This is a genomic window from Streptomyces diacarni, assembly GCF_003323715.1.
In the GTDB taxonomy this organism is placed as follows: domain Bacteria; phylum Actinomycetota; class Actinomycetes; order Streptomycetales; family Streptomycetaceae; genus Streptomyces; species Streptomyces diacarni.
The window spans coordinates 45942-66622 of the sequence record NZ_QOIN01000054.1; the positions used below are offsets into that span (position 1 = coordinate 45942).

A 20681-nucleotide genomic window follows, 5' to 3' on the forward strand; every position below is an offset into this window, starting at 1 on the left:
AGAGAGCGTCTCCTTTTCGTACTGCTGGTGATTCCGGTTTTGAGTGCGTCGGGGGTGCTTCAGGCTGCTTCAGATGCAGAGGGGAGGTCTGTGCCGGTGGGTGACGGGCTGCGGCGTGGGGTCAGGCCTTGACGGCGCCGCCGAGGCTGGAGCGCATCAGGTGTCGCCGCAGGAAGAGGTACAGCACGGCGGGCGGTGCCATGTAGACGACGGCGCTCGCGGCGAGGACCCCCCAGTCGACCTGGTTGAAGGCGGTGAACGAGCGGAACAGGCCGATCGAGAGCGGATAGAGGTCGGGCGACTGCAAGAGCACGAGCGGGGTGAGGAAGTCGCCCCACACGGCCATGAACGTCAGCATGGCGGCGGCCCCGAGCCCCGGTCCTACCAGCGGCAGGATGATGCGCCGGATCGTGCCGAACCGGCTGCAGCCGTCGAGCCACGCCGCCTCTTCCAGCTGATACGGAATGGCGTCGATGGTGCCTTTGAGCAGCCACAGGGTGATCGGCAGCGCCGCCGACGCCTCGACCAGGATCAGGCCGAGATAGCTGTCGTCCAGTTCGATCCTGACCATCAGCAGGTACAGGGCGACGATCGTCGCCGGTGGTGGGATCACCCGGATCAGCAGGATCGCGAACATGAAGGTTCGGCGTCCACGGAACCGGTAGCGGGAAAGCGCGTAGGCCCCCAGGACACCGCAGGCCAGGTTCAGGGCGGTCGCGGCGAAGGAGACGATGACGCTGTTGAGGAACAGCCGCGGTGTGGCGCCGTCGGTGAAGAACCGGACGAAGTTGTCCAGCGTGAACGCCGGAAGGCCGACCGTGGGCCCGCCGTCGGCGTCCACGGCCGTGAGCGCCACCCATGCGAACGGTACGACGCAGAACAGCGCGAGCAGCACCATCAGCACGTACTGCAGCACCCGCTGCACAACCGCCCACATGGGCTTGCGGCGACGCGGGCCGACCGCCCCTGCGGCCGTCCTCGGCTCGATGGTTGTCGTGGCCGCCATCAGACCTCCACCTTGGCCAGCCGGGCGTAGGTCATGCCCAGGATCGTCAGCAGGATGAGCAGGATCACGGAGGCGGCGCTGCCCAGGCCGATCTGGGAGTACTTGAAGGCGCTCTGGAAGATGTAGATGGAGGTGATCTCCGTGTCCTGGCCCGGACCGCCCTGGGTGAGGAAGTAGACCAGGCCGAAGACGCCGACCGTGGTGATGGTGGTCAGCAGCAGGTAGAGGAAGACCGGTCCGCGGATCAGGGGCAGGGTGATGTGCCGGAAGACCTGCAGTGCGCTCGCGCCGTCCATCCGCGAGGCCTCGATCAGCTCGTCAGGCACGTCCTCCAGCGCGGCCTGGAACATGATCATGGCGAATGCGATACCGCGCCACACGTTGATGAGGATCACCGAGGCCATCGGGTATTCCTGCAACGGCGCCGCGGCTCCCGAACCGAACAGCCCGAGCAGCCGGTTGAACGTGCCGTCGCTCTCCGAGGAGAGCACGCTCGCCCAGGTCAACGACGCGACGACCTCGGGCACCACCATCGGCAGGAGCATCAGCGCACCGAACAGGCCCTTACCTCGCAACCACTTCTGGCGCAGCAGCAGTGCGGCGAGCATGCCGAGCACCGTCTGGCCGATGATGGCCGACCAGAGCACGAACTCTCCCGTACGGCCCAGCGATTCGAGGAAGTCCGCGGACCCGAGCAGGTTCCGGAAGTTCTCTAGCCCGACGAACTGCGGGTCGCGCGCGGCGAACCCGGTCAGCTGCGTGTTGGTGAGGCCGAGGTAGACGCCGTAAGCAGCCGGGGCGATCACGAAGACCGCGATCAAGAGGACCGAGGGGCCGAGCAGCAGGGGCAGCGCGGCACGCTCACGCCGGCGCCGTGTCGGCCGGGCGGCGGGGTTCTTCACCGTGGTCATTCGGCCACCCGAGTGCTGCCGAGCAGTTGCTCGGCCTCTTCGGCGAAGGCGTCGGCGGCCTGGCTGCCGTCCGCCTCACCGGCCAGGATCTTCGCCGTCGCGCTCTGGACCGCCTGGGAGACCCGGTCCTCTCCGTCACCGAGCGGTGGCTGGATGCTGGACTTCAGCTTGCCCTCCGCCTGGAGCAGGGATGGCTCGTTGCTGTAGGGGGCGGTGTCGGCGAGGCCTGCACGCGGCGAGACGGCGCCCACCGCGGTCAGTTGCCTGGCCAGTGCCTTGCCCGAGCTCAGCCACTTCGCGAGTTCGACGGCGGCGTCGGGGTGGGCGGCGTCGGCGTTGACGCTGTAGCCGAAACCACCCCCGCTGATCGGGGCGGGTTCGGTGCCCGGCACCAGAGCCGGGTAGTCCCAGGTGCCGATCTTCTCGCGGGAGTTCTTGATCGGTGCCGCCCCTTCGGGGCCCCAGTCGTACTTCCATCCCCAGCTGCCCTGGGCGGCGACCGGAAGTGTGCCCTGGGGGAACTTCTCGTACTTCGTCGGCTCCCACGGGTTCGGGTTGTGCAGGTCGCGTACGGGAAGCAGGTCGGCCTCGACGAGGTCCGCGTACAGGTCGAAGGTGGCCGAGAGGCCCTTGCTCCTGAGCTTCCACTTCCCCGACTTCTCGTCGTAGAGGGTGCTGCCTGTGCCGGCCACGATGGGCAGGAGGCCCTCCGTCCACGAGCCGCCGCCCCAGGCGGTCCCGGCGGGGATGACGAGGGGAGCCTCACCGGTCTTGGCGCGGACCTTCTTGAGCCTGGCGATCAGCTCGTTCCAGGTGCGGGGCTGCGCGGTGTCGATGCCCAGCCGCTGCAGCACGTCCTTGCGGTAGAAGAGGCTCTGCACACTCGCTTCGTGCGGGACGGAGTAGTAGCTGCCGTCGCGCTGCCGTGCGCCCTTCTTGACGGATGGGTAGTACTCGTCCCAGCCGTCCCATGTGCGCAGGTACGTATCGAGCTTCAGGAGGTAGCCGGCGCCTGCCATGCCGGTCACGTTGCTGCCGCCCATGTCCACGACGTCCGGTGCCGTGCCGGAGTAGAACTGCTGTGTGATCTTGGTCCGGAACTGGTCGTCGGTGAGGATGTCGGTGACCAGGTCCACCTTGACGGGGCGCCCCTTTTTGGCCATCGCCTTCTCGAACTCCGGTATGAGGTCCTTGACGACATCGGCGCGAGCCTCCTGGAACTGCAACAGCTTGACGGTCACGGGGCCGCCCTCACCGGTGGCCGAACAGGCCGTGAGCGCTCCGGTGAGCAGCAGTCCGGCCGCGACAGCGGCAAGGACACGGTTGCGCCGCATGGTCACCTCTCCTGGCCGTGGTTCGATCCCTGCTTTAATCAATCGGATTGGATAAAGTTCGGTGATGCTATGGAGAGGGCTCAACCGCCGTCAAGAGATGACGCGAAGTCCCGTAGCGTGTGCGGTGCCCCGCCGGGGCAGCACGGCGGAGCGCGGTTCCCCCATCCGCCTGGGAAACTTCTGCGGAGCCCGCGGGGCACGCGCCGTTTCGAGAGTCTCGGAGGAAAGCGGGCGGCAGGAAGGCGGAGCGCGGGGGCCTTCGGGGAGGGCGTGCGAAGGTTTGCCGGAGAAGGCAGGGAGGTTCGGAATGCGGCGAGGCAGCAACCAGCTCCGGCTGGCGGACTACAACCAGTCGGTGGTGCTGGAGGTGGTCCGCAGGTCGCGCGGGGTGAGCCGAGCCGACCTGCAACGCGCGACGGGACTGAGCTCCCAGACCATCACCAACATCACGCGCCGGCTGATCGACGACCGTCTGGTCCGCGAAAGCGCGCCGGGCGGCAACACGCGCGGCCGGCCGAGCATACCGCTGGTCACCGATCCGGACGGAGCCTACTCCGTCGGTGTGCACATCGACCCGGCCCGGCTGACCATCGTCCTCCTCGATCTCGACGGCGAGGTCCGGCTGGCACGCCAGGAACGCACGCCACAGGCCACGAACCCGTCCGAGGTGACCGCCTTCATCGCCGACGCCGTCGACGGTCTGATCACCAAGGCCGACATCGCCCGCCCGCGGGTACTCGGACTGGGAATCGCCGCTCCGGGCCCGCTCGACGTCGACGCGGGGCTGTTGCTCGATCCGCCCCAGCTGCCCAACTGGCGCGACGTCCGGCTACGCGCCGACCTGCACGAAGCGACCGGACTGCCCGTCCTCCTCGACAAGGACGTCACGGCCGCCGCCACAGCCGAACTCCGCTCTTCCTCGGAGGCGTCGAACACTTTCCTCTTCCTCTACCTGGGGTCGGGCGTCGGCGCCTCGGTCGTGCTGGACAACCAGGTCCTGCGCGGCACGACGAACAACATCGGCGAGATCGGTGACCTGATCGTCGACCCCGACGCCGAAAGGCTGGAGTGGAGCGGCCGGCGCGGCGGCCTGGCCGCGGCGTGCGTTCCCGAGGCGCTCGTCCTCCAGGCCGCCCGCGTGGGGCTTCTTCCGCTCCCCAACCTCAGCGACTACGTCGCCATCGACGACGCCTGCACTTCACTGTGCGCCCTGGCCTCCGCGGGAGACGGCGGCGCAGCGCGCATCCTCGACCACGCGGCACGCCGAGTAGCCGTCGGCCTCGGGGTGCTGGTGAACCTGCTGGACGTACCGCGGGTGGTGATCGGCGGCCCGCTGTGGAACCGGCTCAGCCCCGCGTTCCTCCCCGTCCTCCCCACTGCCGTCGAGCGCGAACTGGTGGGAGCACGCGACAACATCCAGGTGCGGGGGTCCTCCGTGGGCGACCGCGTGGCCGCGCAGGGCGCCGCCGAACTGGTGGTGGATCACTTCCTCGCACCTCGCGCCTCCGCCCTGATGGTGGGCTGACGGCCCAACAGATGGCAGACGGCTGACGGCCGGGCATACGTTGCCGCCGCGCCGTTGCGAGCCGGATGTGTGGCGGCTGCACGACGGGCGGGGCCTGAACCGGCAGGCTCGGGTCGCGGCAGCGGTAAATGCGTGTGCCACGGGCGCGGCGTCGTACGTAGGATCACGGCCATGACGATGCGGCTGGTGCAGATTGCGATGAACGCTCAGGACGACTCCACACTCGGCCGGTTCTGGGCGCAGGCGCTCGGCTGGGACTCCTCCGTCGAGGTACCCGGCGTGGTGACCAACCTCGAACCCGAGGGACTCGCCTATCCCGACCCCGCCACCGTCTACATCGATGTCATCACCGTCCCGGAGCCCAAGACGGTGAAGAACCGTGTGCACGTCGACCTCGCCACCACGTCTCCGGCCCACCACGCGGAGCTCGTCGCGCGTCTCCAAGGGCTCGGCGCGACGCCCGCCGACGTGGGCCAGGGCGACGTTCCGTGGACGGTTCTCGCGGATCCGGAGGGCAACGAGTTCTGCGTGGCGGAGCCTCGGGAGAGCTACCGTGACACCGGGCCGATCGCCGCGATCGTGGCCGACTGCACGGACCCGCGGGCCATGGCCCGGTTCTGGGACGAGGCAACGGACTGGACCCTGCACGAGGTGACCGACGGCCATGCGGTGCTCCGCTCAGGCAAAGGCGTCGGCCCCTACCTCCGGCTCGTGCGCACGCCCGACGTCAAGACCGTGAAGAACCGCGTCCACCTCGACCTGCGCCCGTACCCCGGTGGCGACCGAGCAGCGGAAGTGGCCCGGGTGCGGGCCCTCGGCGCCACCGACATCGACCTCGGACAGGGCGAGGACGTGCCGTGGACGTGCCTCGTCGACCCGGAAGGCAACGAGTTTGACGTACTGGCGCCGGCGTGACGCGGTGCTTGGGCCGCACCCCGGGTGTGGCCCAAGCCGTACCGGGTGCGGGGCCGCCGGACCAGCTCGGCGGCGACGGCGACTCTCCCCTGGAGCCGTACCAGGCGTCCGGGCCGCGCGACGTCGAAACCTCCCCTTGTGGCTGAACGGACATGGCCGCCGCCGGCACAAAGGGGTGGCTCAGGTCCGTGCCGAGTTCACGGAGGGGCGGTCTCCGCGTCGCTGATGACGAACCAGACCGTCTTGCCTTCTGCTTCGGGACGCACGCCCCACTGGGCGGCAAGCGCGTCCAGCAGCATCAGCCCCCGCCCGCCGGGCGCCAGTTCGCCGGGGCTGAGTTGGTGCGGCATGTCGTCACCGCCATCGGTGACCCCCACGTACAGGCTGTGGTGCGAGGTGAGGTCGGCGTGGACGCTGGCCGGTGCGTCGGTGTGGACCATGACGTTGCCGATGAGTTCCGTGGTGAGCAGGACAGCGCTGTCCACCCGGTCGGCGTCACTCCAGTCGTGCAGGAGGCCGCTGATCTCCTGACGCGCCAAGGCGACTCCATCGGCGCGCTCCTGCGTGACGGTCAGGGCGAGGTGGCGGAGCGGGGGTTCCGCTGTGTGGCCGACCGGGTCGCGGCGCACGAGCAGCAGGGCCATGTCGTCGGCACGGGCCTCTCTGCGCCTGTCGGCGTGTGGGGGCAGGGAATCGGTCACGACGTGGAGCAGACGTTCGGCCATGCCCTCCAGATCGCCTGCGGGTGCGGGTGACATGACGTCGCGGAGACGCACCCAGCCGGTGTACATGTCGTGTCCGCCGGATTCGATCAGCCCGTCGGTGCACAGCATCAGGACCTCGTCGCCGGCCAGAGCAAGCGTGGTGACCGGGTAGTCGTCTGCCTCGGGCATGAGCCCCAGGGGCAGGCCGCCGGGGATGTGTTTGAGCAGGCAGGTGCCGTCCGGCAGGCGCAGGACCGGGTGGGGGTGGCCGGCGCGGGCGAGGTGGAGCTTGCCGCTGGTCGGATCGGCTTCGGCGTAGAGGCACGTCGCGAACCGCTCGCTGTTCTGGCCGCTCAGAAAGCGGGAGGCACGGGTCAGGACGGAGTCGGGCCCGTGGCCTTCCAGGGCGTAGGCGTGCACGGCTGTGCGCAGCTGGGACATGACGCCGGCGGCGTGGACGTCGCTGCCTTCGACGTCGCCGATGACCAGCGCCAGGTTGCCGTTGTGCAGCCGGATGCAGTCGTACCAGTCGCCGCCCACCAGGAGGCCGCCACCGGTGGGAACATATCGGGCGGCCACGGTCAAGCCCTGTGGGGCGACGGACTGGTCCATGCTGTGCCGGAGGCGTTGGGAGAGGGTGTATTCGGCGGCGGCGGCCTGCATGTCTTCCACGGCCGCAGTGAGCAGTTCCGCCGTCAGTTCCAGCAGGTCCTGTTCGTCCGCGGTGAAGGCGACGGGCTCGCTGAAGGCGGCGAGCCACACCCCGACCAGCTCTCCCCTGACGGTCAGGGGCAAGCAGGCCCACGCCTCGTGCCCCACGCGGGCGGCGAGCTGGTAGGTGGCGGGGAAGCGAGCCGCGTACTCGTCCGGTGAGGCGAGATAGACCGGTTCGGCGGTGCGGGCTGCTTCGGCTGCCGGGTACGCGGAGTCGAGCCGCACCTGGAAGGGTTCCTCGGCGTTCAGCGGCATGTTGTGCCGGCCCATGGAGCACAGTGCGTCCTCGGTGACGCTGAAGACCATCTGGCCGTCCAGGGGAAACCTCTCGTCGTGCAGTTGGGAGGCCAGTTGCAGTACGTGGTGCATCGAGGTGGCCCCGGACATGCCGTAGCCGGCTTCCAGCAGGGCGGCATCCCGGCGGCGGGGGGCGGTGCGGGCGTGTGCGGGCCGTTGCGGGGGCCGGGGGTCGGCTGCCGGCGGCGCGCGGCGGATGCGCGCCGCGGTGGACATGTCGTTGAGGGCCTCTACCTGCCTGACCTCTTCCGACTCGTCCTCGAACCGCTCCCGGCCCATCGAGGCTCCTCCCGTTCCGGTGTCGCGTCCCGTCCTGGTGTCGTGTTTCGTCGTCCCGGTGTCGTGTCCCGTCCCGGCGTCGCGTCCCGTCCTGGTGTCGCATGCCGTCCTGGTGTCGCGCTGACGTCATCGTCCGACGGTGGAGGGGGTGCCGCAGCTTGTGCCGGCGGCGCGGGGTGCTCCGCGGGAGCGGTGTGGCCGCCAGATGGGACGCGGCGGCGGGAGCTCAGGAACTGGTGGCCACGCCCGGGGGCGGTGGGTCGCCACGCGGGTGGTCCGGGACGGACCGGCTACGCGCCACTCCGGCGGCAGCGTGCGCCGCCGGCAATGTCGTACGGACCGCATCGATTGCTCCGTTCAGGTGAGCTTGCCGACGCGCGAACGCCCCCCTCCATCGGCTGGACGGACGAGGCCGCTGGCTGCGGGCCTGGAAGGGGGCCGGGGCCCATGCCGAGCAGCAGGCCCCCGGCCTCCCCGAGGAAACGGGCGGCGCCCTCGGAGCAGGTGAGGAAGCCGGCTCATGGCGAGGCCGATTTGGAGTCCAGCACCAGTCGGCCGGCTCTGCCCGGCATTCCGTCACCGCCTCATCGGCAGGGACAGGCTGGCTGCGGCTGCGGCTGCGGCTGCGGCTACAGCTACAGCTACAGCTACAGCTACAGCTACAGCTACGACGTCCGGGCCGTGCACTTCGCCCGGTCGCGCGGGTGCGGGTTTTCGATCTCCGCTGACACCGTGCCCGGGGACCGGGTACCGTCCCTGATCACTCTTCCGTTCGACCACGCACGCACTGGCCCGCGAGAAGGGCGGGTGCGGGCAACAGGACACCGGAGCCGCCAGGTGGACGCCCTCCACGACATACGCCCCAGGCTGCGGGCGGACGCGCTGTTCACGGCGACCGACCATGGAGTGCTCCTCCAGTATCCCGAGGGTCAGTTCGTACTCAAGGGGCGTACCGCCTACTCGTGGATGTGCCGTCTGGCGCCGCACCTGACCGGGGCGAACACGGTCGCCGAACTGTGCGACGGACTGCCCAGGGAGCGCGCGGACGCCGTCGCCGCAATCGTGCGGACGCTGCTGGAGCGCGGCGTCGTGCACGATCTGCGTCCCCCGGAGCCGGCTGGAGGTGACGGGGACGGACCGCCGGCCGAGAAGGTCGCGGCCCGCTTCGGCGACCAACTCGCCTACCTCGACCATCAGCTCGGCGGCCCGGCAGCCGCCGCCTTCGCCCGCTTCCGCGACACCCGGGTGCTGATCGCGGGCCACGGCGAGGCCGCCGAGAGCTGCGCTGCGACCCTGCTGCGCAACGGGTTGCGCACCGTCACACTCACCGGAGGCCCCGAGCTGTCGGCGCGGCTGGAACCGGAACTGGAGGAGCTGCACGCCGCCGGGTGCGAGGCCCAGGTCGAGCTGTGTCCGACGCGGGAGGGCAGCGACGGGCCGGACGACGCCAACCGGGACGCGGACGTGGTCGTGGCGTGCGGTACGGGACACGGAGAGCTCTTCGACCGCAACCGCGCGGCGCTCGGCGGCGGCCCGGCTCTGCTGCCGCTGACCGTGCTGGACGGCACAGCGGTGATCGGACCGCTGGTGTCCGGCACCGGTCACCGCGAGGCGGTGGGCGACCCGGAGCGGGCCGCGGGCTGCTGGCAGTGCGCCGTGCTGCGGCTCGCCGCCGGCCTGGAACCGGCAGCCGCCGCGGCGTTCCTGCGGGCCGCGTGCACGGGACGCTCCGCGGGCCGACCGGACGCGCAGCTCGGGCGCATGCTCGGTACGACACTCGCCTTCGACGTCTTCCGGTACCGCACGGGGGCCCTGCCCGCGGAAAGCGCGGGCTCCCTCCTCCTCCAGGACTGCGCGACCCTGGAGACCTCCCGGCAGACACTGCTCGCCCATCCCGACTGCGAGGCGTGCGGTGAGCAGCCCGTCCCCCGGAGCGGCGCCGGCGAATCCGCAGGGCCGCGCCCTCCGGGCGGATCACGTGCCGGGGAAGAGAAGGTGCTGTTCGGTACGTACGCGGGGGTGTTCCGGCGCTACGCCGACGACGCCCTTGCGCAGTCCCCGCTGCGCGCCGCCGCCGTGGAGGTGGCCGCGCCCGGCCCGTCCGCCATCCCGGCGCGGGCCGTCACCGCCTTCGCTCTCGGCGCCCAGACCGACGCGCGGGCGGCGGCCCGCACCTCGGCCGCGCTGGTGTACGAGTCGCTGCTGCACGCGCACGGCATGCCGCGGAGCGCCGCACCATATCTCGCGGACGCCTCCTGCGTGCGCGTCCCCGGCCACGAACTGAGCACCTGGAGCGGCACGGCTCAGCCGGGCGGACCGGACGGCGGCCCTGGGCAGACTCCGTGGCTGCGCGCGTGGACATGGGAGCCCGCCGCCGGGCAGGCTCTGACCGTGTCCGGGCGGACCGTCGCCGTGCCGGCCGCGGCGGTGCACCCCGGCGGTGCCCTCAACCGCGACCGCCACTTCGAGCCGGGCGGCGCCGGCGCGGGAGCGGGCTCCACCGTCGAGGCCGCCGCGCGGGCGGGGCTGCTGTCGGCCCTCGCCTACGAGGGCGTCGTGGCGGCGCTGCGCGGTACGGACACCGCACGCATACTGCCGGTTGACACCGTAACGGACGGCGACGTGGGCTTTCTGCTCCGTTCGCTCGCGCACCTGGACCAGTCGGCCACTCTTCTGGAACTCCCCGGCGCTGCTCCCGCGCACGCGGTGATCGCACTCGCCACCGTCCGGCCTACCGTCACCGGCCCACTCCCTGCCGGCGCCGCCCGAGCGCCCGGCCACAGTGCCGCTCAGGCGCTGGGCCACCGCACCACTCAGGCGCTGGGTCACGGCGCCACCCGCGCAGAGGCTGTTGTTCGTGCTCTGCGCGACCTGCTCGGTACGCTGCAACTGGCGTGCGAGGGACAAGAGGCGGACCTCGGCGATCCCCTGGTGCCCGGGTTCGACGCGGAAGCCCTGCGGGCGGCGGCCGCACAAGCCGCATCGCCGGCCTCCCCGTCGGGCCCCGACGCGACCCCGACGCCCTGGCAGGAGCCGACGTGGCCGCGGGCGGTGCCGGGCCGGGACGTGCTCGTCGCGGTGACGACACCGCCGGACCTGCGCGCGGGCGGTGTGGAGACCGTGCGGGTGCTGCTGCGCAAAGTCCCGGAGGCACCGCAGTGAGCGCTTCGGCGGTGGCTCCGCCGGAGTGCGACCGGCTGCGCGTCGAGGAGGAGGTGGCGCTTCGGCTGCGCAGGGCGGACCTCGGCGTCGGGCCCTGGGCCGTGCACGTACGGCTGTTGGGCGTGTCCGATGCCTTCGCCGCCCCCGACGATCCCCCCGGCCCCCTTCCCGGAACCACCCTCGTCCCAGTGCATCTGCACGGCAGGTATGCGCTCGTCGGCCCCGTCGGTCCGGTGCGGCCGGCTCCGGGACGCCCCTGTTTCCGCTGCGTGGCCACCCGCTGGCAGGCGCTGCGCCCCGCCGTGGAACGCGACGCCGTCGAGCGCGGTCCCCGGGCTCCCCTCCACGCGGCCGCCCCGAACCCGTATCTGACCTCCTTCGCCCTCGACATGCTCGCCCACCTGGCCGCGTCCGCGCTCTCCACGGGGCACCGAGAGCCGTCCGGCACCGGTGCCGGCACCGACGACGACGCCGACGCCGACGCCGTCGCGGGTGTCGGTGCCGGTGTCGGTGCCGGTGCCGGTGCTGTGGGCCGGCTCGCGCTGGACACCCTCGGGGTGGAGCGGGCCCGGCTGCTGACCGACCCCGCCTGCCCCTGGTGCGGGGGGCGCGAGGCCGCTGCCCCGGATCCCGCGCGAAGCGCCGCCGTCCCCCTGAGACCCGGCCTCCTGCCGCCGCCCGGCTCCTCCCGGTTGCTCAGCCCCGCGCAGGCGGTACCGGGTTGGGCTGCCGACGCGCTCGCCAACCCGGTGTGCGGGGCCCTGGGGACCGGCGTCAGGCCGGATCGTGAAGCCACCAACACGGCTCCGGCGAGCGGCAGGTTCGCGGTACGCGGCGGTGACCGCCTCCTCGACGTCCACTGGAGCGGACACGCCGACACCTACCGGGACAGCAGCGCCCTCGCTCTGTGCGAGGGGCTGGAGCGGCTGGCGGGGCTGCGCGAGGGCGGTAGCGCACCGGTCCGCGCCGCGCGGTCCCGGCTGCGGCACCCTTCGGTGGATCCGCGGGCGTGCGGCCTGCCGCCGGCGGCCTTCTTCGAGGGCGCGTCCGCGCAGTTCGTCCCGTACGACGAGGAACTCGTCCTGCCGTGGGTGTGGGGCTGGTCGCTGCGGGACGAGCGGCCGGTGCTGGTGCCCGAGCAGATGGTCCGCTACCGGCTGGCCGGTCCTGGTCCGTACTTCGCGGTCGAGACCTCCAGCGGGTGTGCGGGCGGCTCCTGCCTGGAGGAGGCCGTGCTGCACGGGCTGTTGGAGGTGGTGGAGCGGGACGCCTTCCTGGCGGCGTGGCTCGGGCGTGCCAGGCTGCCCGCGATCGCGGTGGAGAGCTGCCGCTCCCGCCCGCTCCGCTTCCTCGCCGAGCGGATGCGGCGCGGCGGCTACCTGCTCAGGATCCTCGACAACCGGATCGACCTGCCGGTGCCCGTCGTGACCGCGGTCGCGGTCCGCGAGGACGGCGGGCCGGGCGCGCTGTGCCTGTCCAGCGCCGCCGCGCTCGAACCCGAGCGGGCGGCCGAGTCGGCGGCACGCGAGGTCGCCAGCCACCTGTCGGGCTTCGCCGAGCGCACCGTCGCCGACCAGGACCGGCTGCGCACCATGGCGCGGGACTTCGGCCTGGTGCGCGAACTCACCGACCACGCCGCGCTCTACGGCCTCCCCGAGATGACGCGGCACGCCGCGTTCCTCCTCGACTCCACCGACCGGCCACAGCACTGGACCGAGGTCTTCCAGGACGGCAGGCGCGTCGCCGGGCGCCCGGACGGCGACGGCAGCGGTGCGCCGCCCGCCATCGATCTGTCCGCCGCCGTGCGCCACTGCCGAGATCTGCTCGCGGCCCGGGGCTTCGACACGATCGTCGTCGACCAAACGGGCCCCGAACAGCGGGCGACCGGCACGCGCGTCGTACGGGTGCTGGTGCCCGGGCTGCTGCCGATCGACTTCGGCGCACGGCGGCATCGGGCGCCCGGCATGGTGCGAGCCCGCACCGCGCTGCGGAGCGCCGGGCTGCGCGACCACGACCTGACCGCGGCGGAGCTCAACCCGGCTCCGCACCCGTTCATGTGAGGGAGGAGAGGGGATGCAGAGGGGTGACGAGGGATGAACGGGGGTGAAGGGGGAATGGTGCCCGGCGGCTCGAAGCCCGGTATGGCCATGGACGGTGCGGGGATCGTCACCCGCTATCTGGACGCGGTGCTGCGGCGGGCCTCGGTCCCGATGGAGGACGAGCCGTTCGAGCCGGACTGGCAGGACAGGCCCCGAAGCCACAAGGTCTACCGCGGAGCACCCGGTTTCCCCCTGCCCGAGCGGGCTCCGCGGCCTCCGCTGGAGCTGGGAGAGGTCCTCCTGAACCGGCGGCCCGGACGCCGTCAGGGCCGGGAGGCGGTCTTCACCGTGCCGCTCCTCGCGGGCATGCTCCGGCACTCCTACGGCTGGCTCTCCCGTCGTCTCCAGGTTGACCCCAACCCCGGTCGGCGCGGCCAGGCGGCCTACACACACGCCGAGTGGGCGCGTGGCAGCGCGGCCGGCGGCGGCCTGTACCCGTGCGAGCTGTACTGGGTGTGCGGCCGGGGCGGCGGCCCGCTGCCGGGCGTCTACCACTACGCGCAGCCCACCCACTCCCTCAGCCGTGTCGCCACCGCCGACCTCTCTGCCCACGTACGCTCCGCGTTGGGCTCCGGCGCGGGCGCGGGCGCGGGGGAGCACTTTCTCCTGGTCACCAGCCGGTTGTGGCAGAACGCCTTCAAGTACGGGGAGTTCAGCCACCACTGCGTCACCATGGACCTCGGCTGTCTGCTGCGCACCTGGCAGATCTGGGCTGCCGCCTGCGGCATCGAACTGAAACCGCGCCTGTGCTTCGACGAACCGCGGCTGGACCGGCTGCTGGGCCTGGATCCGGCCACCGAGAGCGTCCTGGCCGTGGTGCCGCTGCCCTGGCGGTACGCTGCCGACGGCGTACCGGAGGAGACCGCCGACGACGGCACGGCCGCTTGCCCGGCACCCTTGGGGTCTCCACCCGTCGCACACCCGGGGTCTTCGCCCGTCACGGCAGAGGTGGCCGAACGGTCCCGTACCGTCAGGCGGTTTCCCGCGGCCGAAGCGGCCCATCTCGCGGCGGTGTACGACGCGCGGCCGTTCCCGGCGCCCGAGGCACTGGCCGAGGCGGCACGGGTGACTCTCGTCCGGGACGGACCCGCAGGAGGCGGTACGCCCGAAGCACCCGGCCTGCCGGCCGCCGCCACCGTCCCGTTGCCCCAGCCCACCCCTCTCACCAGCGGTGTCGCGGAGGCGCTCGCCGCCCGGCGCAGCAGCTTCGGCCGGTTCAGCGCGCACCGCCCGCTCGCCGCCGAGGACCTGGCGGCGCTGCTGAGCGCGGCAGCGGCCGGAGCGCAGGTGGAGACCGGCCAGGTTCCGCTGACCCGGCTGGCGGTCTTCGTGCAGCACGTGGCGGACGTACCGGCCGGCCCCTACCTGTACGAGCCTGCGGCCCACGCCCTCGTCCCGCTGCCCGGACCTGCGCCTCACCCGTTCCTGCAGCGGGTCTACACCCTCACCAACTACAACCTCGAACAGGCCGCCGTCGCCCTGTTCGTACTGGCCCGCCCGCACGCTGTCGTCGCCGCCGCGGGACCGCGCGGCTACCGACTGTTCAACGCCGAGGCGGGCGCCGTCGCGCAGGCCGTCTACCTCGCCGCCGCCGCCCTCGACACCGGCTGCGGTGCCGCGCTCGGTTTCGACTACGAGGCCGTGCACGCGGCTCTCGCACCCGCCGTCGGCGCCGGCACCTGGCCGCTGCTGCTCCTCATGGCAGGGCACGAGCGCCCCGGCAGGGCCCGTTTCGACGCGTCCGTCGTCCCTCGCGCCCCCCACCCCCGTACGGACGGGACCGACCTGTGACGACCGACGCTGTGACGACCGACCTCCCCTCCCCCGCTCCCCTCGTGCTCGCCCCCGACTTCGTCCTCCGCGTCGCCGGGCTGCCCCTCTCGGCCCTCGACCCCCTGCGCGCCCGGAACACCACGGCATGGGTGCGGCGCGCGCTCGCGCTGGAGGACGAGGCGGCGGCGCTGGCGCCCGAGGCGGAGGACGCCCTCGCCGAGGCTGTCGCCCAGGCCGGTCAGGTAGCCGCCAGGCGCGGCCTGCTCGCGCTGCGCCGCGACATCCACAACGCCCGCACCCCCGCGCCCCGAACGGAACGGATCGCCGGTCCCGTGCCGCCGTCCGTCACCCGGTGGCTGTCCGTGCGCCGCCGCCACGACGACGCGCTCGCCGCGGCCGAACGGACCCTGGCCACCGAACTCGCCGCGGCCCGCTCCTGGCTGCGCACCCTCGCCCGTGGGCCCGTCCTCCGCGCCGGTCTCCAAGCGGCCTCCCCCTCCCTCGACGCCGCTCTGCCCGGGTATCTGGCGGCCGAGGCCGCTGCGGCTCCCCCGGACAAGCGCCGCAGGAAGGCGGAGCGCGCGCTGGTCTCCTACGTCTACCGGGCGGCGCTCAAGACCAGCCCCTTCAGCACCTTCACCTCGCTCGCCCACGGCCGCTTCGACGAGTCGGAGGAGGCCCTGCGGCTCAGCCTGCCGGCGGGGAGGGAAGGCGTGCGACCGCTGCTGCGGGCCCGGCCCAACCTCACCGCCGTCCATGAGATCACCGTCGCGGCACTCGGCGACCCGGCCACGCGCGCCGCGCTGCCCTTCCGCGCCGTGGGCGGGCGGCGCAGGGCCGACGGGCGGCTCCACTACACGCGCCGCCGCTACCGCGAGGCCGGCCCGGGCGTCGCCCTGGCCGCCCCGGGGATACTGCGCGAGGAGCCGTTCCGACTTCCGGTGGGCCCCGTGCTGGAGGAGGCGCTGGGACTCCTCGACGCCGCTCCCGGAGACGGGCTCACCCTCCCGGAGCTCGCCAGGGCCCTGCACCGGGCCGACCCCGACCGCAGGCCCCGCGACCAGCTCTGCCGCTACCTGGACAAGCTGGTCGAGTGCGGCCTGCTGATCACCCCGGCGCTCGCCCTCGACGTCCACCACCCCGACCCGGTGGCGGCCCTGGCCTCCCGACTGCGCGACGTGCAAGGACGGACCCACAGCTGCCTGGAAGGACCGGCCCCCGGCCGGGAAGGGCCGATTCGCGACGTGGAGGGACCGACCCGCTGCCTGAAAGGACCGGCCCCCGGTTCGGAAAGGCCGACCGGAGCATTGGCCCTGCTCGCCGACGACCTCGACCGTCTCGTGGCCCTCACCCACGCACACCCCCTGGCGCCGTCCGAGGAACGGTCCCGGCGCACGGCCGCGCTCCGCGCCGCGACCGCCGACGCGCAGCGCAGGCTGGGTCGTGCGGAGCCCGTCGTGCCCCGCACGGCCGTCTACGAGGACGCCGTGCTCGCCGGGTCGGGGACCGCCGGACGTGCCGCGTGGGAGGACGGGCCGCTGCCCGGGCTGCGGCAGTTCGCCCGGCTCCTTCCGGCGTTCGATCTGCTGCTCGGCGACCGGCTGACGGCCCGCGCACACTTCCGGTCCCGCCACGGCCCCGGCGGAACCTGCCACGATGTGCCGGGCTTCGCACACGACCTGTACCTGACGTGCGGCCACCTGCTCTCGGACCTCCGCACACCGCTGGGCACGCTCGCGGCGGACGGCACCTACCAGCCGCGCGCCAATCCGCTCGCGGACCCGGGCATCGCGGCGCTGAGCGCGGCCCACGCGGAGTTCGCCCGCACCGTGCGTACCGCCCTCGATGCGCGGTCCCCCGACGCGCCCGAAGTCGTCCTGCCCGACGACGCGCTGGAGCGGGCGGCGGCGCTGCTGCCGCCCGAGAGCGGCACCCTGCCGCGAAGCTACGCGTGCTACCTCCAGTGGGTCAGGCCCACCACGCCCGACCGAGCACCGCGCGCGGTGCTCAACTGGGCCCATACCGGCCTCGGACAGCCGCTCGCCCGCTTCGCCCGCTCCTTCGCACCCCGGCCGCAGGCGGAGCACGCGGTGTCCGAGGCACTGCGCGCACGGCACGAGGGGCTGTTGCCGCCCGGCGCCGTCTTCGCGGACCTGAGCGGTGGCTACGACACCTCGAACGTCACACTGCGCCCCGCCCTGGCTCCCTACCGCCTGGTCGGTCCGGCCGACACCGGGCACGGGCCCGCGTCGGCACACCTCATGGTCGAGGATCTGGTCCTGGTCGACGACGAGGAGAGCGGAGAGCTGCACCTGCGCTCGCCGCGCCTGGGCAAGCGGGTCGTCCCCCTGTGGCTGGGCGGTCTGGTACCCATGGCACTTCCGTGCGTCCAGCGCACGCTGCTGACGCTTTCGCCCGCGTCCATGCCGATGGCGGCCGACGTGTGGCAGTGTCTGGACCGCGCCACGGTGCCGGCCCACCGCCCGCGCGTGCGCTGCGGGTCCCTGGTGCTGACGCGCCGCTCCTGGCATTTCGAGCGGGCCAGACTGCCGCACGCACAGCCTCCGGTGGACAGCGCGCACGGCCTCCTGGCCCGGCGGCGCTGGTGGAAGGCGGCCGGGCTGCCGACACGGGTGATGGCCCGTACGGACACCGACACCAAACCGCAACCGGTGGACGCCGACAGCCCGCTCTCCCTCGCCCTGCTCGACCACCGGCTGCGCGGCTGCTCCCAGGCGGTCTTCACCGAGCTGCTCCCCGACGTGGACGAGGCGGCCCTGCGCGTGGACGGTGGCAGCCACGTCTCGGAAGTGTGCGCCGAACTGGACGCCGCGGCCACCCGGCCGCACACCACCAGCCCCACCCCGGCGCCCGCACCCGCACCCGCACCCGCACCCGCACCCGCACCCGCACCCGGGAAGGATCTGTTCCGATGACCGAGAGCGTGCCGGAGCGGCTCCCCCAGCGCGCCACCGCTCACACCGGCGAGAGCGGCGGCCGGGGCGGCCCTACCGGCCATGAGGCGCCCACCCGGCAGAACCGACGCGTCACGCCTCTCAATATCGACGACCGGTCACCCACCGAGCTGCGGCCCGGACAATGGCTGTCCGTACACGTCTACTACTCCGCCGACCGCGACCCGCTGCTGTCCGACTGCGTCCGGCCCCTCTTCGCCCGGCTGCGGCGCGAACGCCTCGCCCGGAGCTGCTACTTCCTGCGGCACTGGCTGGAGGGCGCACACCTACGGCTGCGGATACAGCCCGCCGGCCTGGCCACCGTGCCCGACCTCACCCGCGTCATCGAGGAAGACGTCGGCGCGTACCTGCACCGCCATCCCGCGGTCCACGATCCCCGCACCGAACTGAGCGACACGCTCTACCGTGAGCGCTTCCACCTCGAATTCTCCGAGGATCAGTGGAACGCCCGCTACGGTCCGGACGCCACGCGCATGCCGCGCCGCCCCGACAACACACTCGCCTACGTCGACTACGAACCCGAACTGGCACGCTACCGCGGCCCTGAGGGCGTCGCGTTGGCCGAGTGGCACGCGCAGCACTCCAGCGACCTCGTCCTCGGCCTGCTGGCCTCCGCCGGCACCCGCAGCGGCAGCGCACGGCTGGGCACCGCCGCGCAGCTCATGGCGGCCCTCGCGCTGTCGGTGCTCCGGGACACCGACCGTGCGGTCACCTTCTTCGACGACCGCATGGCTGCCTGGCGGACGCTGTTCCACGAGCGCTACAGCAGCTACGACGCCGCCTACCAGCGCATGGCGGGTCCGCTGGGCGACAAAATGACGGCACTGTGCGCGGGCATACTCGACGGACAACCTGAGCGCCTGCCCGGACACGTCCGCCGCTGGGCCGCACACGGTGACGCTCTGCGGACACGCATCGACGGGGCCGCCCGGCGCGGTGAGCTGGTCTCCGACACGGGCTGCGGGACGACCCGGCCGGTGGGCCCCGACGCGGCGCGGAACGTGTTGCTGGCTCTCTTCACGCACATGCTGTGCAACCGGCTCGGGGTGACCGCGAGCAGCGAGGACTACCTGGCCTCCATGCTGCGCCGCGCCCTGGCCGAACGTGGGTGACGGATACCTGAAGGCAGGTGGGTGACCGGCACCCGAAGGAAGTATTCAGGCGACCTGGCGACGGCTCTTGACCATGACGAACGCACCTCTCCACAATGGCGGACATCCGAGTAACTCGTGTGACGCAAGAGGGAGTTGAGGCACGTGCTCGCTGACGAGCTGGAGACGCTGGAAGCCGAGGTCTTCGAGATCGAGGAGATCGAGGAGCCGCCGCAGGTGATCGCGAGCTGCACCACCACGGGCTCACACTGCCACGACACGATCCTCTGACCACTTCGCGGTCGTGACACGGTCGCCGCGGGGTCCACCCGCCCGCTCAGGGCGTGACCCCGCGGCGACTTTTCTGCGTGCGCATGCCGTGGCCACTGTCTGAGTGCGGCCCGACCGGCGCCCGGCCCTTGCCCTTCCTCGCCGGGAGGACTCAGTGCTTGGGTGTGCGGGCGAAGCCGCGATGCCGGGAGCGCACCGTGACGGGCGCGGATGTCCACCGGCCCCGGTGCGCCCGGAGCGGCGGCGGACCGTACGGCGACTGCCAGGCGGGGCGCTCACCCCGGGCCGGGCCGCGCGCGGTGTGGGGTGGACCGGAACTTACCGCTCACCCGCAAGCGCTCGGACGTGCACGCACGGCAGCAATGGTGGAGAACGAGGGGCTGGCAGACGGCCACGGCCATCCAGTTCTTGAGCACAGGTGTACACCGGTTTCAGTGAGAAGTCCGCAGGAGTGAGCAGCGCGGCGCGCAGGCGCGACGCACGACGCACGACGCATCAGCGCTCGGGAGATCTCACAGGGTGTACATCGGCGCGTCCTTGACCAGACGATTGGGTTCGGCAGCACGGTAGCGGCTCGCAGCAGCGCTCTTCCACTGGATTGCCGACTTGTCAGCGAGGGGTACAAGCGAGCGGTGCTGCCCCCGCGGCCGTTCGCATGTCCGCCAGGCACGGTGGAGCCCGGCTCCCCGGGCCGGGGCCGCGACCTGGAAACCAGCGCAGGGCAGCGGTTCCCAGCGCAGCGTGCAGCAGACTGGGGCGACGCTGAGCAGGTCGGTGAGCCGAGGGTAGGACCACGGTCCGAGGCGGAAGTGTGGCCCGTGCTCCGACGACGCGTGGCTGCGGCCGCAGCATCGTAGCGCCATGCCTACCACCACCCCGCCGGCCCCGCCCAACACCGCGTCCCGCTCCGTCTTCCCGGGGCGCTGGGTGGGCGGCGCATCCCTCGTCGTCGGCCCCTCGCTGGTACTCGCGGGTGTGCTCCTGCGGGCGCGCTTCGACTTCTTCTTTCCCGCCCAGCTGAGCGCGTACGAGCATCACCCGGCCCTCATGACAACCTCCTACAGCCTGGTGGCCGCAGGATGGGTGCTGCTCTGGCCGGGTGGGGCGCTCCTCGCCGCCGACATCGGCGCGCGTCACCGCGAGCTGGCCGTGTGGGGCGGCGCCTTCGCCATGCTGGGCCTGTTCGCCCGGGCGTTCCACGCCGGTGTGGACCACGCCCACTTCCAACTGGTCACCTCACAGGGCGCGGTGTCCGCGACGCGGTCGGTGAGCGAGGCCTACGGCGCGTTCCACGTCTTCAGCACGTTGAACGCCGCCCTCATGGGTGGCTGGATCCTGCTGGCCTTCGGCGCCTACCGCGCGCGGGTGCTGGGGCCCATGCGTGCGACCGTCCTGGCGCTCGCATCGGCGATGCCACTGGGAGTGCTGAAGGGAACGACCATCTGGTCGGTCACGGCGGCCGCGGGCCTGTGCGTCGCGCTTCTTCCGCTGGGTATCACCGCGTGGCGCACCGGCCCGGTCCCGCGGCCGGCCACGGTCGTGGGCAGATTCGTGCTGGTCGGCGCCGTGGGCGCGGCGATGTTCTTCTTCGGGCAGGCCGGATGA

13 protein-coding genes are annotated in these 20681 nt (G+C 72.5%); 9 read left to right on the forward strand and 4 right to left on the reverse strand.

Features of this window, described 5'->3' with window-relative positions:
• Nucleotides 1–121: 121 nt before the first annotated feature.
• Genes DTL70_RS27135 through DTL70_RS27145 form a run of 3 tightly spaced genes read right to left on the reverse strand, consistent with a single transcriptional unit; the run spans nucleotide 122 to nucleotide 3251 of the window.
• On the reverse strand, nucleotides 122–1006 hold the full coding sequence (locus DTL70_RS27135) for a carbohydrate ABC transporter permease (RefSeq protein WP_114024651.1): 885 nt from the start codon (nucleotides 1004–1006) through the stop codon (nucleotides 122–124).
• Entirely contained in the window at nucleotides 1006–1917 is a 912-nt protein-coding gene (locus tag DTL70_RS27140; RefSeq protein WP_114024652.1) for a carbohydrate ABC transporter permease, read from the reverse strand. The genes DTL70_RS27135 and DTL70_RS27140 overlap by 1 nt, the downstream gene beginning before the upstream one ends.
• Nucleotides 1914–3251: an ABC transporter substrate-binding protein gene (locus DTL70_RS27145; protein WP_114024653.1), complete on the reverse strand. Its 1338-nt coding sequence runs from the start codon at nucleotides 3249–3251 to the stop codon at nucleotides 1914–1916. Before DTL70_RS27145 ends, DTL70_RS27140 begins: the two co-directional genes overlap by 4 nt.
• A 307-nt stretch (nucleotides 3252–3558) precedes the next feature.
• On the opposite strand from DTL70_RS27145, the gene DTL70_RS27150 reads away from it, so the two are divergent.
• Together DTL70_RS27150 and DTL70_RS27155 are read left to right on the forward strand one after the other, a co-directional pair.
• The gene (locus DTL70_RS27150; RefSeq protein WP_114024654.1) at nucleotides 3559–4776 is read left to right on the forward strand and encodes an ROK family transcriptional regulator; all 1218 of its coding nucleotides are present in this window, start codon (nucleotides 3559–3561) and stop codon (nucleotides 4774–4776) included.
• Nucleotides 4777–4947: 171 nt separating this feature from the next.
• Complete coding sequence (locus DTL70_RS27155; protein ID WP_114024655.1) at nucleotides 4948–5691, forward strand: VOC family protein; 744 nt, start codon at nucleotides 4948–4950, stop codon at nucleotides 5689–5691.
• A 197-nt stretch (nucleotides 5692–5888) separates the two neighbouring features.
• Here the strand turns inward: DTL70_RS27155 and DTL70_RS27160 are convergent, their stop codons facing one another.
• Nucleotides 5889–7685: an ATP-binding SpoIIE family protein phosphatase gene (locus DTL70_RS27160; protein WP_114024656.1), complete on the reverse strand. Its 1797-nt coding sequence runs from the start codon at nucleotides 7683–7685 to the stop codon at nucleotides 5889–5891.
• Between the two features lie 837 nt (nucleotides 7686–8522).
• On the opposite strand from DTL70_RS27160, the gene DTL70_RS33725 reads away from it, so the two are divergent.
• The 7 genes from DTL70_RS33725 to DTL70_RS27200 all read left to right on the forward strand — a co-directional run bounded on the left by DTL70_RS33725 (nucleotide 8523) and on the right by DTL70_RS27200 (nucleotide 20681).
• Nucleotides 8523–10847: a hypothetical protein gene (locus DTL70_RS33725; protein ID WP_181861103.1), complete on the forward strand. Its 2325-nt coding sequence runs from the start codon at nucleotides 8523–8525 to the stop codon at nucleotides 10845–10847.
• Nucleotides 10844–12907 (forward strand): TOMM precursor leader peptide-binding protein, encoded by a 2064-nt coding sequence (locus tag DTL70_RS27175; RefSeq protein ID WP_181861104.1) that lies wholly within the window; start codon nucleotides 10844–10846, stop codon nucleotides 12905–12907. Before DTL70_RS33725 ends, DTL70_RS27175 begins: the two co-directional genes overlap by 4 nt.
• 33 nt (nucleotides 12908–12940) lie before the next feature.
• Entirely contained in the window at nucleotides 12941–14737 is a 1797-nt protein-coding gene (locus DTL70_RS27180; RefSeq protein ID WP_220183657.1) for a SagB family peptide dehydrogenase, read from the forward strand.
• Nucleotides 14734–17655 carry a lantibiotic dehydratase gene (locus DTL70_RS33730; protein ID WP_181861105.1) on the forward strand — a complete coding sequence of 974 codons (2922 nt, stop codon included), beginning with the start codon at nucleotides 14734–14736 and terminating at the stop codon, nucleotides 17653–17655. Before DTL70_RS27180 ends, DTL70_RS33730 begins: the two co-directional genes overlap by 4 nt.
• Nucleotides 17652–18806, forward strand: a complete 1155-nt coding sequence (locus DTL70_RS27195; RefSeq protein ID WP_114024659.1) for a lantibiotic dehydratase C-terminal domain-containing protein — start codon at nucleotides 17652–17654, stop codon at nucleotides 18804–18806. The genes DTL70_RS33730 and DTL70_RS27195 overlap by 4 nt, the downstream gene beginning before the upstream one ends.
• A 144-nt stretch (nucleotides 18807–18950) precedes the next feature.
• Nucleotides 18951–19076, forward strand: coding sequence for a hypothetical protein (locus tag DTL70_RS34835; RefSeq protein WP_274709526.1), 126 nt, complete (start codon nucleotides 18951–18953; stop codon nucleotides 19074–19076).
• Nucleotides 19077–19937: 861 nt separating this feature from the next.
• Nucleotides 19938–20681: a hypothetical protein gene (locus tag DTL70_RS27200; RefSeq protein WP_114024660.1), complete on the forward strand. Its 744-nt coding sequence runs from the start codon at nucleotides 19938–19940 to the stop codon at nucleotides 20679–20681.

What these genes read in the sequence shown, in the direction of transcription:
- DTL70_RS27135 (WP_114024651.1), bottom strand. Translation starts at nt 1,006, where the DNA reads ATGGCGGCCACGACAACCATCGAGCCGAGGACGGCCGCAGGGGCGGTC.
- DTL70_RS27145 (WP_114024653.1), bottom strand. Translation starts at nt 3,251, where the DNA reads ATGCGGCGCAACCGTGTCCTTGCCGCTGTCGCGGCCGGACTGCTGCTC.
- DTL70_RS27160 (WP_114024656.1), bottom strand. Translation starts at nt 7,685, where the DNA reads ATGGGCCGGGAGCGGTTCGAGGACGAGTCGGAAGAGGTCAGGCAGGTA.
- DTL70_RS27140 (WP_114024652.1), bottom strand. Translation starts at nt 1,917, where the DNA reads ATGACCACGGTGAAGAACCCCGCCGCCCGGCCGACACGGCGCCGGCGT.
- DTL70_RS27195 (WP_114024659.1), top strand. Translation starts at nt 17,652, where the DNA reads ATGACCGAGAGCGTGCCGGAGCGGCTCCCCCAGCGCGCCACCGCTCAC.
- DTL70_RS27150 (WP_114024654.1), top strand. Translation starts at nt 3,559, where the DNA reads ATGCGGCGAGGCAGCAACCAGCTCCGGCTGGCGGACTACAACCAGTCG.
- DTL70_RS27180 (WP_220183657.1), top strand. Translation starts at nt 12,941, where the DNA reads ATGAACGGGGGTGAAGGGGGAATGGTGCCCGGCGGCTCGAAGCCCGGT.
- DTL70_RS27200 (WP_114024660.1), top strand. Translation starts at nt 19,938, where the DNA reads ATGCCTACCACCACCCCGCCGGCCCCGCCCAACACCGCGTCCCGCTCC.
- DTL70_RS27155 (WP_114024655.1), top strand. Translation starts at nt 4,948, where the DNA reads ATGACGATGCGGCTGGTGCAGATTGCGATGAACGCTCAGGACGACTCC.